General features: G+C 75.8%; 11 protein-coding genes. 6 read left to right on the top strand and 5 right to left on the bottom strand.

Going from position 1 to position 12,646, the window contains the following annotated elements; all coding sequences use genetic code 11:
- Nucleotides 1-20 precede the first annotated feature (20 nt).
- Nucleotides 21-1,853 (bottom strand): DnaJ domain-containing protein, encoded by a 1,833-nt coding sequence (locus HWY08_RS07985; RefSeq protein WP_176064319.1) that lies wholly within the window; start codon nt 1,851-1,853, stop codon nt 21-23.
- 119 nt (nt 1,854-1,972) lie between these two features.
- Here HWY08_RS07985 and HWY08_RS07980 point away from each other — a divergent pair, with 119 nt between their 5' ends.
- From HWY08_RS07980 to HWY08_RS07970, 3 genes are all read left to right on the top strand, one after another.
- Nucleotides 1,973-2,911: a diacylglycerol/lipid kinase family protein gene (locus HWY08_RS07980; protein WP_176064318.1), complete on the top strand. Its 939-nt coding sequence runs from the start codon at nt 1,973-1,975 to the stop codon at nt 2,909-2,911.
- 118 nt (nt 2,912-3,029) lie between these two features.
- The gene (locus tag HWY08_RS07975) at nt 3,030-3,800 is read left to right on the top strand and encodes a protein phosphatase 2C domain-containing protein (protein WP_176064317.1); all 771 of its coding nucleotides are present in this window, start codon (nt 3,030-3,032) and stop codon (nt 3,798-3,800) included.
- 17 nt (nt 3,801-3,817) lie between these two features.
- Nucleotides 3,818-4,714, top strand: a complete 897-nt coding sequence (locus tag HWY08_RS07970) for a DUF4339 domain-containing protein (protein WP_176064316.1) — start codon at nt 3,818-3,820, stop codon at nt 4,712-4,714.
- Here the strand turns inward: HWY08_RS07970 and HWY08_RS07965 are convergent.
- Both HWY08_RS07965 and HWY08_RS07960 read right to left on the bottom strand, forming a co-directional pair.
- The gene (locus HWY08_RS07965) at nt 4,711-5,370 is read right to left on the bottom strand and encodes an NADPH-dependent F420 reductase (RefSeq protein WP_176064315.1); all 660 of its coding nucleotides are present in this window, start codon (nt 5,368-5,370) and stop codon (nt 4,711-4,713) included. The genes HWY08_RS07970 and HWY08_RS07965 overlap by 4 nt on opposite strands.
- 62 nt (nt 5,371-5,432) lie before the next feature.
- On the bottom strand, nt 5,433-6,473 hold the full coding sequence (locus HWY08_RS07960; protein WP_176064314.1) for a nucleotidyltransferase family protein: 1,041 nt from the start codon (nt 6,471-6,473) through the stop codon (nt 5,433-5,435).
- A gap of 34 nt (nt 6,474-6,507) precedes the next feature.
- Here HWY08_RS07960 and HWY08_RS07955 point away from each other — a divergent pair, with 34 nt between their 5' ends.
- Both HWY08_RS07955 and HWY08_RS07950 read left to right on the top strand, forming a co-directional pair.
- Nucleotides 6,508-7,668 carry an MFS transporter gene (locus tag HWY08_RS07955; protein ID WP_176064313.1) on the top strand — a complete coding sequence of 387 codons (1,161 nt, stop codon included), beginning with the start codon at nt 6,508-6,510 and terminating at the stop codon, nt 7,666-7,668.
- Between the two features lie 114 nt (nt 7,669-7,782).
- Complete coding sequence (locus HWY08_RS07950) at nt 7,783-9,468, top strand: MFS transporter (RefSeq protein ID WP_176064312.1); 1,686 nt, start codon at nt 7,783-7,785, stop codon at nt 9,466-9,468.
- A 341-nt stretch (nt 9,469-9,809) separates the two neighbouring features.
- Here the strand turns inward: HWY08_RS07950 and HWY08_RS07945 are convergent, their stop codons facing one another.
- Entirely contained in the window at nt 9,810-11,210 is a 1,401-nt protein-coding gene (locus HWY08_RS07945) for a bifunctional serine/threonine-protein kinase/universal stress protein (protein ID WP_176064311.1), read from the bottom strand.
- A 7-nt stretch (nt 11,211-11,217) separates the two neighbouring features.
- Nucleotides 11,218-11,961, bottom strand: a complete 744-nt coding sequence (locus tag HWY08_RS07940) for a metallophosphoesterase family protein (protein ID WP_176064310.1) — start codon at nt 11,959-11,961, stop codon at nt 11,218-11,220.
- 340 nt (nt 11,962-12,301) lie between these two features.
- On the opposite strand from HWY08_RS07940, the gene HWY08_RS07935 reads away from it, so the two are divergent.
- A complete protein-coding gene (locus tag HWY08_RS07935; protein ID WP_176064309.1) occupies nt 12,302-12,646 on the top strand; it encodes a DUF485 domain-containing protein in 345 nt (114 codons plus the stop codon).

Raw genomic sequence — 12,646 nt, 5'->3', positions numbered from 1 at the left:
GGCCTCTGTGTGATAGCGCCTCACTTCTTGCGGAACAGCGTGGAGAGCCGGGAGGGGCGCGCCCCGCGGCGCGCCTCCAGGGCCCGCAGCTCCCGCTCGGCCTCGGCGTTGCGGGGATTCGCCGCCAGCGCGCGGCGGAGCAGGCGCTCGGCGCCCTCGTCGTCGCCCTCGTCCCGGGCCAGGAGGGCGGCCACCAGCGCCGCGCGGTCGAGGCAGGCGGGATCGCGGAGCGCCGCCTCGGCCAGCGCGCGCGCCCGGGCGCGGTCGCCGCGCGGGTCCTGGAGGAGCACCCCCGCGTACGCGACCTGGTACTCGGCGCGCGGATCGGCCCGCAGGGCCGCCTCGTAGAAGCCGCGGGCGCGCGCGTAGTCGCGGGTCCGGGCGCACGCCTCCGCCTTCTCGAAGTCCACGCGGGCCCGGGCCGGATCCCCGGCGGGCGCGGCGGCGCCCGCGTCGCCGGCGAGGCGCGCCAGGTAGTCGGCGCGCCGGCGGTCGTCGGAGAGCACCTCGTACGCCTCGTTGAGGGCGGCGAACAGGTCCTTCACCTGGGGCGCCAGGTCGGCCAGGGCGGGCGAGGCGAAGCGATCGGGGTGGAGCTGCTTGGCGAGCTGGAAGTAGGCCGTCTTGACCTGCTCGCGCGTCGCCCCGCGGCCGATCCCCAGCCGCTCGAAGAGGTCGGCTGAGCGCGCCCGCGGCGCGGCGGCCTCGAGCGCCCGGCGCAGCTCCTCGTCGGCCGCCGTGGGCGCCGGGCGGGCGGCGCGCGCGGCCGGAGCGCCCTCGCGCGCCGGCTGGGCGTGCCCGGAGAGCGGCCCGACGCCCATGTTCTGCATCGCCCGCTGGAGGAGGCGCTGCCGCCGGCGGCGCGCCTCCTCCGGATCGCTGCGGCGCCCCGCGGGCGCGGCCGGCGCGGGCGGGGGCGGGGGCGGGGCGGGCTGGGCGGCCGGCGCGGGCGGGGCGGGCGCGCGCTCCAGCCCGGGAGGGGGCGCGGCGGCGAACGGCGGCGGGGCCGGGGCGGGCTCCGGGCGAGGCGCGGCCGCGGCGGGCTCGGGGGGCTCGACGGGCTCCACCGCCATCCCCGCCAGATCCGCCAGCTCGACCACCAGGCCCGGCACCGTCTCGACGGCGGCCTCGCGCCCGCCGTGCCCGGAGGCGAGGCCGAGCAGGAGCATCGCCGCCAGGATGGCGCGGGCGCGCTCCGGCCCGACGCCCGGGTCGGCGAAGAAGGCCTCGAGCGTGGTGAGCGAGCGCAGCCGCTCCACCAGCGCCGCCTCGGCGGCGCTCCAACCGAAGGCGGCCTGCAGCTGGCCGTACCCCGGCGCGAGCGCGATCGGCCCCGCCGCGACCGGCTGCAGCGCCGCCATGACGAGCGAGCCCGCCTGCGGCTCCTGCAGCGCCTCGACGATCGCCTGCAGCGGCGCGATGCGGATGCTCTCCGTCCAGGCCGGCACCGGCGCGGCGCCGTCGAACGAGAAGCGGCCGGCCGCGAGGGCCGCGATCTCGCGCAGGTAGGCGCCCTGCTGGTCCGACAGCGCCTGGTCGACCTGCTCCCGGGTCACCACCCCCATCGCGACCAGGACCTCGCCCTGGGGCCGACCCGTGGCCGCCATCTCGGCCAGGCTGCGCCCGAGCGCGTCGACGTCGATGAGGCCGGCCGCGAGGAGCGCCTGGCCGAGCGGCCTGAAGCCGCCGAACGACTGCGCGCCGGCCGGGACGCCGTGGCGGAGGTAGACGCGCGAGGCGCCGCCGCCGTGCTCGACGGTGAGGACGCCGGTGACGCGCCGGTTGAGCGCCTCGAGGAGGACCGCCGCCAGCGGCACCTGGGCGAGGTCGCCCGGCTCGTCGAGGAAGGACATCGGCGGCCCAGTGTACCGCGAGGGAACCCGGGCGCGACCACGCCCGCAGCCCGTTTTTTCGCTTGGACCGGAGCGGGGCCGCCCCCAGAGTCGCCGGGAAGGAGGCGGGATCGGCGGAGATGGGCGGGATCGGCGTCATCCACAACCCTCGGTCGCGGCGCAACCTCCGCTCGCCCGGCACGGCCGCGCGGCTCCGGGCGCTCCTCGGCGGCGACGGCGAGCTCGCGGAGGCCTCCACCCTCGACGAGCTCGCCCGGGCCGTGGAGCGCTTCCGGACCCAGGGCATCGAGCTCCTGGGGGTGAACGGCGGGGACGGCACGGGCCACGTCGTGCTGACCGCCTTCGCGCGCGCCTACGGCGCCGCGCCGCTGCCGGCGGTGGCGCTCCTGCGCGGCGGCGCGATGAACACCGTCGCCGACGCCCACCAGCTGCGCGGCAGCCCCGAGTCCATCCTGAAGGCGCTGCTCGAGCGCCGGCGGGCAGGCCAGCCGTGGCGGGTGGTGGAGCGCGACCTCCTGGCGATCGAGGCGGACGGCGCGCCGCCCCAGTTCGGGTTCCTGTTCGGGACCGGCGCGGTCGTCACCTTCCTCGACGCCTACTACGGCACCGGCCACCCGGCGCCCGGCACCGCCGCCGCGCTGCTGGTCCGGGCGGTCGGCTCCTCGCTCGTGGGCGGCCGCTTCGCCGCCGCGCTGACCGCCCGCGAGCCCATGCGCATCCGGGCCGACGGCGAGGACTGGCCGGACGGCCCGTACCTGGCGGTCCTGGCGGGGGCGGTCCCGGAGCTCGGGTTCGGCTTCACCCCGTTCTCGCGCTGCGACGAGCAGCCGGGCTTCTTCCACGCGGTGGGGGTGACCGGCTCGACGCTCCAGGTGGCGGCGCGGCTGCCGCAGATCTGGGCGGGCCGCCCCTGGCGCCGGAGCCTCGCCGTCGACGCCGTCACCCGCGACTTCCTCCTCGAGGGGCCGCTGCGCTTCACGGTCGACGGCGACCTCGACCAGGCGGAGCGGGAGACGCGCGTCCGGACCGGGCCGCCGGTCCGGCTGGTCCTGCCGTGACCCTCTCGCCGGCGAGGCCGGGCGGCTGGCCTCCCCGCGACCCCCCCTCTCCGCTCACCTTGCGTTGACCAGCCCGGTGGGCGGCGGGTAGATTCCCGCCCTCCCTGGACCGGCCCCCATGCGCCTCACTGCCGCCGGCGACAGCCATGTCGGGCTCCGCCGCGCTCACAACGAGGACGCGTTCCTCCTCCTGCTCGAGGAGCGGCTCCTGTGCGTCGCGGACGGGATGGGCGGCCACGCCTCCGGCGAGGTGGCCGCGCGCGTGGCGGTCGAGGAGATGGCGGAGTTCTTCAGCCTCACCGGGCGCGACGAGGAGGCCACCTGGCCCTTCCCGGAGGATCCCCGCCGCGGCGAGCACGAGAACCGGCTCATCGCCGGGGTGAAGCTCGCGAACCAGCGCATCCGCCAGCGCGCCCGGGCGGACGAGCGGCTGCGCGGGATGGGCACGACGCTCGTCACCGCCTGGTTCTCCGACCGCGCGCCCGAGGCGCTGGTGGCCCACGTGGGCGACAGCCGCGCCTACCTCTACCGGCGGGGCGTGCTCGCCCAGCTCACCGAGGACCACTCGCTCCTCAACGACTTCATCCGGGTGCACCGGCCCAGCGCGGCGGAGATCGACGCGTTCCCGCACAAGAACGTCATCGTGCGGGCGCTCGGCATGCGCGACGACCTGGAGGTGGACCTGCTGCGGGTCCCGCTGGAGGAGGGCGACGAGGTCCTCCTCTGCTGCGACGGGCTGTCGGGGATGGTGCCGGACGCGCGCATCGCCGAGATCCTGCGCGGCGCCCGGGCGGACCTGCCGCGCGCGGTGCAGGGGCTCATCGCCGCCGCCAACGAGGCGGGCGGCATCGACAACATCACCTGCGTGCTGGCGCAGGTCCACCGCTGACGCGGACGGGGACGGGGATGGCGGACGCGATCTGGTGGTACGAGTGGGAAGGGCGGCAGGCCGGCCCCGTCGAGCACGGCGCGCTGGTGGAGCTGGTCCGCGCCGGCCGGCTCGGCGCCGAGTCGCGGATCTGGCGCTCGGGCATGCGCGGGTGGGAGGCGCTCCGGAACGTGCCGGAGGTGGCGATGGCGCTGCCGACGTCCGCCCCCGCGAGCGAGCAGGCCGAGCCGACGTTCCCGCCGCCCGGCCCCTCGACCTCGACCTCGGCCGCGACCGCGCCCGCGCCCGCGGGTCCGGCCGCGCTGCCGGAGGGGATGGAGCCGGTCTCCACCGGCGCGCTGCTCGGCCTGGGGGCGGTGACGCTCGGCATCTACCCCGTGGTGAAGTTCTACCAGGCGGGCTCCGCCTACCGGGAGCTGGCGGGCCGCCCCTCCCGCTTCACCACCTGGTTCTGGCTGGCGATCGGGCTCGGCGTCGCCGGCGGGCCGCTGCACGCGCTGGGCGGGTTCCCCGGCTTCACGGCGCACCTGGCGGCGGTGGCCTTCACCGTCCTCACCCTGTTCGAGCTGCTCGCGCTCCGCGCCGACGTGGTGAGGCGCCACGCCGTCGCGCCGGTCCTCACCTCCGACGCCACCCACAAGGCGCTCTTCATCTGCGGGCTCCTCACCTGGTGGTTCGTGGTGGGGCTCGTGCTCCTCGCGGTGGAGGCGGTGAAGCTGTTCGACGACCACCGCGCGCTCGGCGACGCGCTCCGCGCGCGGCGGGCCGCGCCGCCGCCCGCGCCGGCCGTGGCGCCGCTCGTCCCCGGCCTCGTCGCCGCGCCCGGCGGGAAGACCTGCGCCGGCTGCGGGAACGCCCTCGCCCCGCCAGCGCGTTTCTGCGACCGGTGCGGCCGCGCCGTGGAGCCGGGCTAGCGCGGCCCCGGCTGCGGCTCGTCGCCCTCCCCGCCCTCCATCCCCAGCGCCGCCGGTACCTCGCTCGCGCGCAGCGTCTTCGCGTACAGCGGCGACCCGGGCTGCTGCAGCTTCCCGCCCTCGCGCAGCTCGCCGAGGTCGACGGCGGCGTAGCCGATGTCGCGGATGAGCTCCGCCACGACCTGCTTCGCGTCCTCGTCGTCGCCCGCCATGAGGAGCACCGTCCGCTCGGGCAGCGGGAGGTCCTTGCGGCCCCGGCTCGCGAGGTCCTGCGCGAAGAGGGTGTTCATGGCCTTCACCAGCCGGGAGCGCGGGATGACCTTCAGGACCTCCTCGCTCGAGGTGGCGTCGCCCAGGTCCTCCACCTTCCCGTCCGCGCCGTAGGGGTTGGTCGCGTCCACCACCACCTTGCCGTCGAGCGCCCGCGCCGGCAGCGCGCCGCGGCTGCGCCAGGGCAGCGCCAGCAGCACGACGTCGCCGAAGCGCGCGGCCTCTTCCACCGTCGCGGCGTGGGCGTTCGGGCCGAGCTTCGCCACCGCGTCCCTCAGCGCGTCCGGCGGCCCCGCGTGGCTGAGCGCCACCTCGTGCCCGGCCTCGGCGAAGAGCCTGGCCGCGGTCCCGCCGATGTGCCCGGAGCCGATGATCCCTACCCGCATGACGTCCCCCTCCCGCGACGGCTTGGAAGGTCGTCACCTCCGCCGCGGCGGGCAAGGGCGCTTCAGCCCGCCGCGACCCGCTCCTCGCCCGCCGCCACGGCGCGCAGGAGCTCCTCCCCCGGCCGGACGTGCGTGCCCTCCCACACCACCGCGTGGGCGACGCGCGCGCCGGCGCCCACGCGCGCCCCCGCGCCCACCACCGCCGACGGCCCGACGGTCGCGCCCGCCTCGACGCGGGCGCCTGGACCGATCAGCGCCGGGGCGTGCAGCGCCGCGCCCGGGTCGACGTGGGCGCCCGGACCGAGCCACACGCCCGGGTGCCCGAACGGCTCGTGCCCCGCGAACGGGCTCGCGCCGTGGAAGCGCCCCAGCGGGAAGCGCCCGGAGAGCACGTCCTCGTTGGCGGCCAGGTAGCGGGCGGGCGTCCCGAGGTCGTCCCAGGCGCCCGTCACCACGTGGCCGCGCACCAGGCCCGCCGCCATGAGCGGCGGGTAGACGTGCCGGTTCACGTCGAGCTCGAAGGGCGCCGCCGGCACCCGGGCCAGCAGCTCGGGGGAGAGGACGTGCACGCCGGTGAAGTGCCAGGGCGCGAGGCCCTCGCCGCCCGGACCGAACCGGCCCGCGATGCGCCGCACCGCGCCCGCGCCGTCGGTCTCGACCGCGGCGTAGCCCGCCCCCTCCGGCATGCGCGTGAGGACCATGGTGGCGAGCGCACCGGAGGCTTGGTGGGCGCGCACGGCCGCCGCGAGGTCGACGTCGAACAGCACGTCGCCGTTCACCACCACCACCGCCGCCGCGCCGCCGAGCAGCGCCCGGGCCTCGCGCAGCGCACCGCCCGTGCCGGCGATGACCGGCTCGCGCGACACCGCCAGCTCCAGGCCGAGCGCGGCCGCCGACGCCCGCGCCGCCGCGGCCATGGCGTCCGGGAGGTGGTGCGCGTTCACGGCCGCGCGGCGGGCGCCGGCGCCGGCGAGCAGCGCGAGCGCGTAGCGCACCAGCGGGAGGCCGCACACCGGCACCGCCGGCTTGGGGAGCCGCGCCGTGAGCGGCCGCAGGCGCGTGCCCAGCCCGGCACAGAGGACCATCCCGACGACGGGTTCCATGGTAGAGCGCGAATGTAGACGAGCCCCCCGCGCCATGTCGACCGCCTCGCGCCTGCGCCTCTTTTACTTCGCGTACTACGGCGCGGTGGGCGCCAACCTGCCCTACTTCGCGCCGTACCTGCGGGGCCTCGGCTTCACCGGCGAGCAGATCGGCTCGGTGCAGATGATCGGCCCCCTGCTCGCCGCGCCGGTGGCGCTGGCCTGGGGCGCGGTGGCGGACCGGCTCGGCGCGCCGGGGCGGGCGCTCGCGCTCGCCGCCGGCGGGTCGCTGGCGGCGGCCGCCTTCCTGCCCTGGGCGCGGACCCCGCTGGCGCTCGGGGCGGTGGTCCTCGCCCAGGCGCTGGGCGAGCGCGCGGTGGTGCCGCTCGCCGACGCGGTCACGCTGGAGTGGGTCCGCCGCGGCGCGGGCGCCGCCTACACGCGCATCCGCCTCTTCGGCTCGCTCGGCTTCATCGCGCTGGCGCAGGGGCTGGGGCTCCTCCTCGCCCTGCGCGGCGATCGCCCGGGCGATCGGCTGGTCCCGGTGGCGGTGGCGCTCTGCGTCGCCGGGTACGCGCTCGCGGCGCGCCGGCTCGACGTCCCCGGCTCGGCCGGGCCGCGGCCGCGCGCGCGCGACGCGTTGGCGCTCCTGGGCGACCGGCGGCTGCTGGCGCTGCTCCTCGCCTGCGCCGTGCATTGGGGCGCCTGCGCGCCGTTCCACCTGCTCTTCGGCGTGTTCGTGCGCGACCTCCGGCTGTCCGCCAGCGTCACCGGGCTCGCCATGGCGGCGGGGGTGGGCGCCGAGGTGCTGGCGCTGCTCGCCTACCCCCGGCTGGCGCGCCGCTTCGGGGCGCGCGCGCTCTTCGCCGTCGCCTTCGCCGGGACCGCGCTCCGCTGGGCGCTCCTCGCCCGGGTCGAGGGCGCCGCGGCGCTGGTGCTCCTGCAGCTCCTGCACGCCCTCACCTTCGGCCTCTTCTGGGGAGCGAGCATGCAGGCGATGGCGGCGCTCGTGCCGGGCCCGCTGCGGGCGACCGGGCAGGCCCTCTACGCGGCGGTGGTGTTCGGGGCCGGGAACGCGCTCGGGTACCAGCTGGCGGGGTGGGGCTACGACCGGTTCGGCGGGGTCGGCCCCCTCTTCGGCTGGGCCGCCGTCGCCGAGCTCCTCCCGCTCGCGCTCTCCGCCGCGCTCGCTTCGCCGGGCCGGCCCCGCTCCTGACGCCGGTCAATTGGGTGTCTCCCTTTCGCGCACGGCTCGGCGCCGCCTATGGGGACTTGCGCGGTCATCGTCACGGCTCGACCGCGCACACCCTTTTCACGGACGGAGAACAGCATGGCCACGACCCTCGCCCCGCCCAAACCCCCGCCGCCGGCCGGGAGCATCGGCGGCATCACGAAGGAGGAGCAGCTCGTCATCTTCGCGTCGTCGCTCGGCACCGTGTTCGAGTGGTACGACTTCTATCTCTACGGCTCGCTGGCCGCGATCATCGGCAAGCAATTCTTCTCCGCGCTGAACGAGACGAGCGCGTTCATCTTCGCCCTGCTCGCCTTCGCCGCGGGCTTCGCGGTGCGGCCGTTCGGCGCCATCGTCTTCGGCCGGCTGGGCGACATGATCGGCCGGAAGTACACGTTCCTCGTCACCATCCTCATCATGGGCCTGTCGACGTTCATCGTCGGCCTGCTGCCCTCCTACGCCACCATCGGCGTGGCGGCCCCCATCATCCTCATCGGCCTGCGCCTGCTGCAGGGGCTCGCGCTCGGCGGCGAGTACGGCGGCGCGGCCACCTACGTGGCGGAGCACGCGCCGCCGGGCAAGCGCGGCTTCTTCACGAGCTTCATCCAGACCACGGCCACCATCGGCCTGTTCCTGTCGCTGCTCGTCATCCTCGGCTGCCGCAACCTGCTCGGGCCCGCGTTCGACACGTGGGGCTGGCGCATCCCGTTCGTCCTCTCCGCGCTGCTGCTCGCCATCTCGGTCTACATCCGCCTCAAGCTGAGCGAGTCGCCGGTCTTCAAGCGCATGAAGGAGGAGGGCAAGGCCTCCAAGGCGCCGCTCACCGAGTCCTTCCTGCGCTGGGGCAACCTCAAGGTCGTGCTCCTCATCCTGTTCGGCGGGACGGCTGGGCAGGGCGTCGTCTGGTACACCGGCATGTTCTACGAGCTGTTCTTCCTGCAGCAGACGCTCAAGGTCGACCCCTCCACCGCCAACATCCTGGTCGCCATCGCGCTCGTGCTGGCCACGCCGTTCTTCATCGTGTTCGGGGCGCTCTCGGACAAGATCGGCCGGAAGCGGATCATCATGGCGGGCTGCGTGATCGCGGCCCTCACCTACTTCCCCGTGTTCAAGGCGCTCACCCGCGCCGCCAACCCCGACATCGCCGCCGCGGAGGCCGCGCACCCGGTCACCGTGGTCGCCGACCCGAAGGACTGCAGCGTCCAGTTCGACCCCATCGGCAAGACTCAGTTCACGACCTCCTGTGACCTCGTGAAGAGCTTCCTCGCCAAGCGGGCCATCCCCTACACGAACGAGGAGGCGCCCGCGGGGACGATCGCGAGCGCCAAGATCGGCGGCGGCGCCACCATCTCGAGCTTCCCGGGGCGGCAGCTCGCGCCGGCCGAGTTCAAGACGCAGAACGCCGCGTTCCAGAAGCAGATGACCGACGCGGTGAACGCCGCCGGGTACCCGACCAAGGCCGACCCGAACAAGATCAACCGGCCGATGGTGATCTTCCTGCTCTGGCTGCTCGCCATCTACGTGACGCTCGTCTACGCGCCCATCGCGGCCTGGCTGGTCGAGCTCTTCCCGGCGCGCATCCGCTACACCTCGATGTCGCTGCCGTACCACATCGGCAACGGTTGGTTCGGCGGGTTCCTGCCGACCATCGCCTTCGCCATGGTGGCCGCCACCGGCGACATCTACTACGGGCTCTGGTACCCGATCGTCATCGCGGTCATGACGGCGGTGATCGGGACCTTGTTCCTGCCGGAGACGAAGGACCGCGAGATCCACCACGCGTAGAGCCGATGGGAGCGCGGAGGGGGCTCCGGGTCCCCCTCCGCGCGGGTCGGCTTCACGCAGGCGGGGTTCACGCAGGTGGGGTTCCGGGCGGGGCTGCGGGGTAGCCCTCCGGCGGTGCTCGGCAAACGACCTGCCGGGTTGCTACGGCGGGCGGTGCAGAAACGCTCCGCGGCTTGCACCGCAACGTGCCGCGCCGCGGAGGCGCTCGTGGCTCACGCGCCGGCGCGGCACCGGCGGTGCAGCGCACCGTTCAGCGGACGGCAAACTTCCGCAGGTCGGCCTGCGCTCCGGCGGAGGGCCACCCCTCCGCCCCGCCCGGAACCCCTGCCCGAGAGCGGACTTCACCGCTCCGCGCGCGGGCGCACGATGCTCACGGTGCAGGGCGCCTCGAGGGCCACCCGCGTCGGGATGGTCCCGAGCAGCCCCTTGAACGGCAGGTCCGGCGGCGGGGCGCCCAGGACCACGTGGTCGACCTGGTTCACGCGGGCGTAGTCGACGAGCGCCGCGGCGGGGTCGGCGGACTCGAGCACGTGGAAGGAGACGCGGCCGGGCGGGAGGTGGAGCGGCTCGGCCCAGTGCCGCAGGAGCACGAGGTGCTTGATGCGCTGCCGGCTGGCGGCGTCGTCGGGCGTCGCGCCCCCCAGCTCCGGCGCGGGGCGGACGACGGTGACGCAGGCGAGGCGCGTCTCGCCGCGGGGCGCGAGGAGGCGCGCCACCACCTCGCGCAGCGCCTCGAACTGCGCCTCGTTGCCGTGGCTGGTGGCGACGGCGGCCACGACGATGGGGGCGGTCGAGAGCTGGGCGCTGGGGCGGGCGGGGGGCGCAGGCTCCAGCCCGGCGGCGCGGAGCCAGCGGAGCAGGGCCCGCAGCCCGGCGCGGCGGCGCAGGCGCGCCGCCCGCTCGCCGAGCGCGACCTGGTCCGGGTGGGTGAGGTCGAACGCGACCTGCGCCGCGGACGCGTGGCGCTGGCGGGCGTCGGGCTCGAGGCAGCGCAGCACGATCTCCTGCAGCCACGGCGGCACCGAGGGCTCGAGGGCGCGGGGCGGGATCGGATCGCGGAAGAGCCGCTTGCGCAGGCCGGCCGGGGTGGTGGGGGCGCCGAAGGGCAGGCGGCCGGTGGCGAGCTCGTAGAGGATGACGCCCAGCGCGAACAGGTCCGAGCGCGGGTCGCTGCGGACGCGCAGCACCTGCTCCGGGGAGATGTACGGCCCCGAGCCGATGGGCCGCCGCAGCTCCTCCGCCAGGAGGTCCGGGTAGTGGGCGTGGGCGGCGAGCCCGAGGTCGATGAGCACCGCCTGGCCGGAGGGGCGGATGAGGACGTTGGAGGGCTTGAGGTCGAGGTGGATCGCCTCCTGCTGGTGGAGCGCGTGCAGCGCCGTCGCGACCGCCGCGCCGAGCCGCGCCACCTCGGCGGCGGGGAGCGGCGCCCGCTCCGCCCACGCCTTGAGCGGCTCGCCCTCCACCCGCTCCATGACGAGGTAGGGCTGCCGCGTGACGTCGCCAGCGGCCACCAGGCGCGGCACGTGCGGACCGCGCAGCGCGCCGAGCACCGTCTGCTCCACCTCGTAGGTGACCACCGCCTCGCCCGGCTCGCCGTGCCCGAGCCGCGGCACCTTCATGACGAGCGGGAACCCGGTCTCGCGGCCGCTCACGGCGTAGACGACGCCCATCCCGCCGGCGTGCAGCCGCGCGTCGATCCGGAACCCGTCCAGCACGTCGCCCGGCTCCGGCAGCTCGCTCATGCGCCGCTCACTTTCCGTGCTCGAGGCGGCGCGCCAGCCGCTCCGGGAGGCCCGCGGCGCGCACCCGGGCCGCCGCGCCGCGGACGTCGTACGGCACCCGGTGGAAGGTGAGCGTGCCGGCCGCCGCGTCGAACAAGGCGTAGCACGCGGCGGGGTTGCCGTCGCGCGGCTGGCCCGCCGACCCGACCACGGCCAGCCAGCGCCGGTGCGGCGGGACCGGGACCGCGACGCCCGGCACCGGCGCGAAGTGCGCCGCCCGGCCGGCGGCGGTGAGGTGGTAGAGCGCCGGCACGTGCACGTGGCCGCAGAAGACCCAGGTCGCCTCGGCGGCGGCCAGGCTCTGGGCGGCGCGGAGGGGATCGGAGACGTAGGTCCAGGCCCGCGGGGCGTCCGCGCTGGCGTGCACGAACAGCGCGCCCTCGCGCCGCGCCACGAGCGGCAGCTCGGCGAGGAACCGGCGCGCGGGCTCGGGCAGCCGCGCGCGCGTCCACGCCACCGCCTCGGCGGCGGCGGGATCCATCGTCTCCGTCCGACCGTCCACCACCGCCGCGTCGTGGTTGCCGCCCACCACCACCGCGCCGCGCGCCGCGTGGGCGGCGACGAGCTCGAGCACCTCCGCCGGCTCCGGCCCGTAGCCGACGAGGTCCCCCAGGAACGCGTGCCCCTCGGCCCCGCGGGCCGCGGCGTGCGCCAGGCACGCCTCCACCGCGGCGAGGTTCGCGTGCAGATCGGCGAGGAGCGCGAGCCTCATGAGCGCGGACCGCGGCGCGAGGTGGGGGAGCCGCTCGCCGCTGCGTCGCCGGCCACGCAGCCGCGAGGACGTTCTTGCGCAACCCCCTGCGCGCCGCGCCGCAATTTGCGCGATCGAGACGACAAATATTGCGTTTCGACTCGCCGCGTCATGACGGAATGCCGCAGCCATGGCATGAGTGTCTCACCCACAGCAAATGCGTCTTGATCAACGTCAAATCAAGATCTTAGGCAAGCGGGTGGTGTCCGCAGCCGGACCAGCAGCGAGGCCTGCAGTCAAGTAGGTCCATTCAGCGCTTCCGAGCGGCCCAGGGGCCGCTCCAGACCGGAGGAGACGAGGCATGGCGTACACGGCATCCAACATCTCGAGGGCCGAGCCCAAGATCAACCAGTCGGCGACCCAGGTGATCGAGTCGGCCGACTTCAAGCGGCTGGTCTCGCTGCGCTGGACGGTCAGCATGGTGCTGCTCGCCCTGCTGTTCGTCACGTACTACGGGTACATCCTGCTCATCCCGTACGCGCCCGAGTTCATGACGACCAAGATCGGCGAGGTGACCACCGCCGCGATCCCGATCGGCGTCGGGGTCATCGTCGTCGCCTTCGTCCTCACCGCCTTCTACGTCGGCTGGGCCAACAAGAGCTACGACCCCGAGGTCGAGCGGCTCAAGAACACCCTCCGGAAGTAG

Source organism: Anaeromyxobacter diazotrophicus (genome assembly GCF_013340205.1).
Taxonomy (GTDB): Bacteria; Myxococcota; Myxococcia; order Myxococcales; family Anaeromyxobacteraceae; genus Anaeromyxobacter_A; species Anaeromyxobacter_A diazotrophicus.
This window is presented reverse-complemented; position numbering and strand designations above follow the sequence as displayed.

What these genes read in the sequence shown, in the direction of transcription:
- HWY08_RS07985 (WP_176064319.1), bottom strand. Translation starts at nt 1,853, where the DNA reads ATGTCCTTCCTCGACGAGCCGGGCGACCTCGCCCAGGTGCCGCTGGCG.
- HWY08_RS07980 (WP_176064318.1), top strand. Translation starts at nt 1,973, where the DNA reads ATGGGCGGGATCGGCGTCATCCACAACCCTCGGTCGCGGCGCAACCTC.
- HWY08_RS07975 (WP_176064317.1), top strand. Translation starts at nt 3,030, where the DNA reads ATGCGCCTCACTGCCGCCGGCGACAGCCATGTCGGGCTCCGCCGCGCT.
- HWY08_RS07970 (WP_176064316.1), top strand. Translation starts at nt 3,818, where the DNA reads ATGGCGGACGCGATCTGGTGGTACGAGTGGGAAGGGCGGCAGGCCGGC.
- HWY08_RS07965 (WP_176064315.1), bottom strand. Translation starts at nt 5,370, where the DNA reads ATGCGGGTAGGGATCATCGGCTCCGGGCACATCGGCGGGACCGCGGCC.
- HWY08_RS07960 (WP_176064314.1), bottom strand. Translation starts at nt 6,473, where the DNA reads ATGGAACCCGTCGTCGGGATGGTCCTCTGTGCCGGGCTGGGCACGCGC.
- HWY08_RS07955 (WP_176064313.1), top strand. Translation starts at nt 6,508, where the DNA reads ATGTCGACCGCCTCGCGCCTGCGCCTCTTTTACTTCGCGTACTACGGC.
- HWY08_RS07950 (WP_176064312.1), top strand. Translation starts at nt 7,783, where the DNA reads ATGGCCACGACCCTCGCCCCGCCCAAACCCCCGCCGCCGGCCGGGAGC.
- HWY08_RS07945 (WP_176064311.1), bottom strand. Translation starts at nt 11,210, where the DNA reads ATGAGCGAGCTGCCGGAGCCGGGCGACGTGCTGGACGGGTTCCGGATC.
- HWY08_RS07940 (WP_176064310.1), bottom strand. Translation starts at nt 11,961, where the DNA reads ATGAGGCTCGCGCTCCTCGCCGATCTGCACGCGAACCTCGCCGCGGTG.
- HWY08_RS07935 (WP_176064309.1), top strand. Translation starts at nt 12,302, where the DNA reads ATGGCGTACACGGCATCCAACATCTCGAGGGCCGAGCCCAAGATCAAC.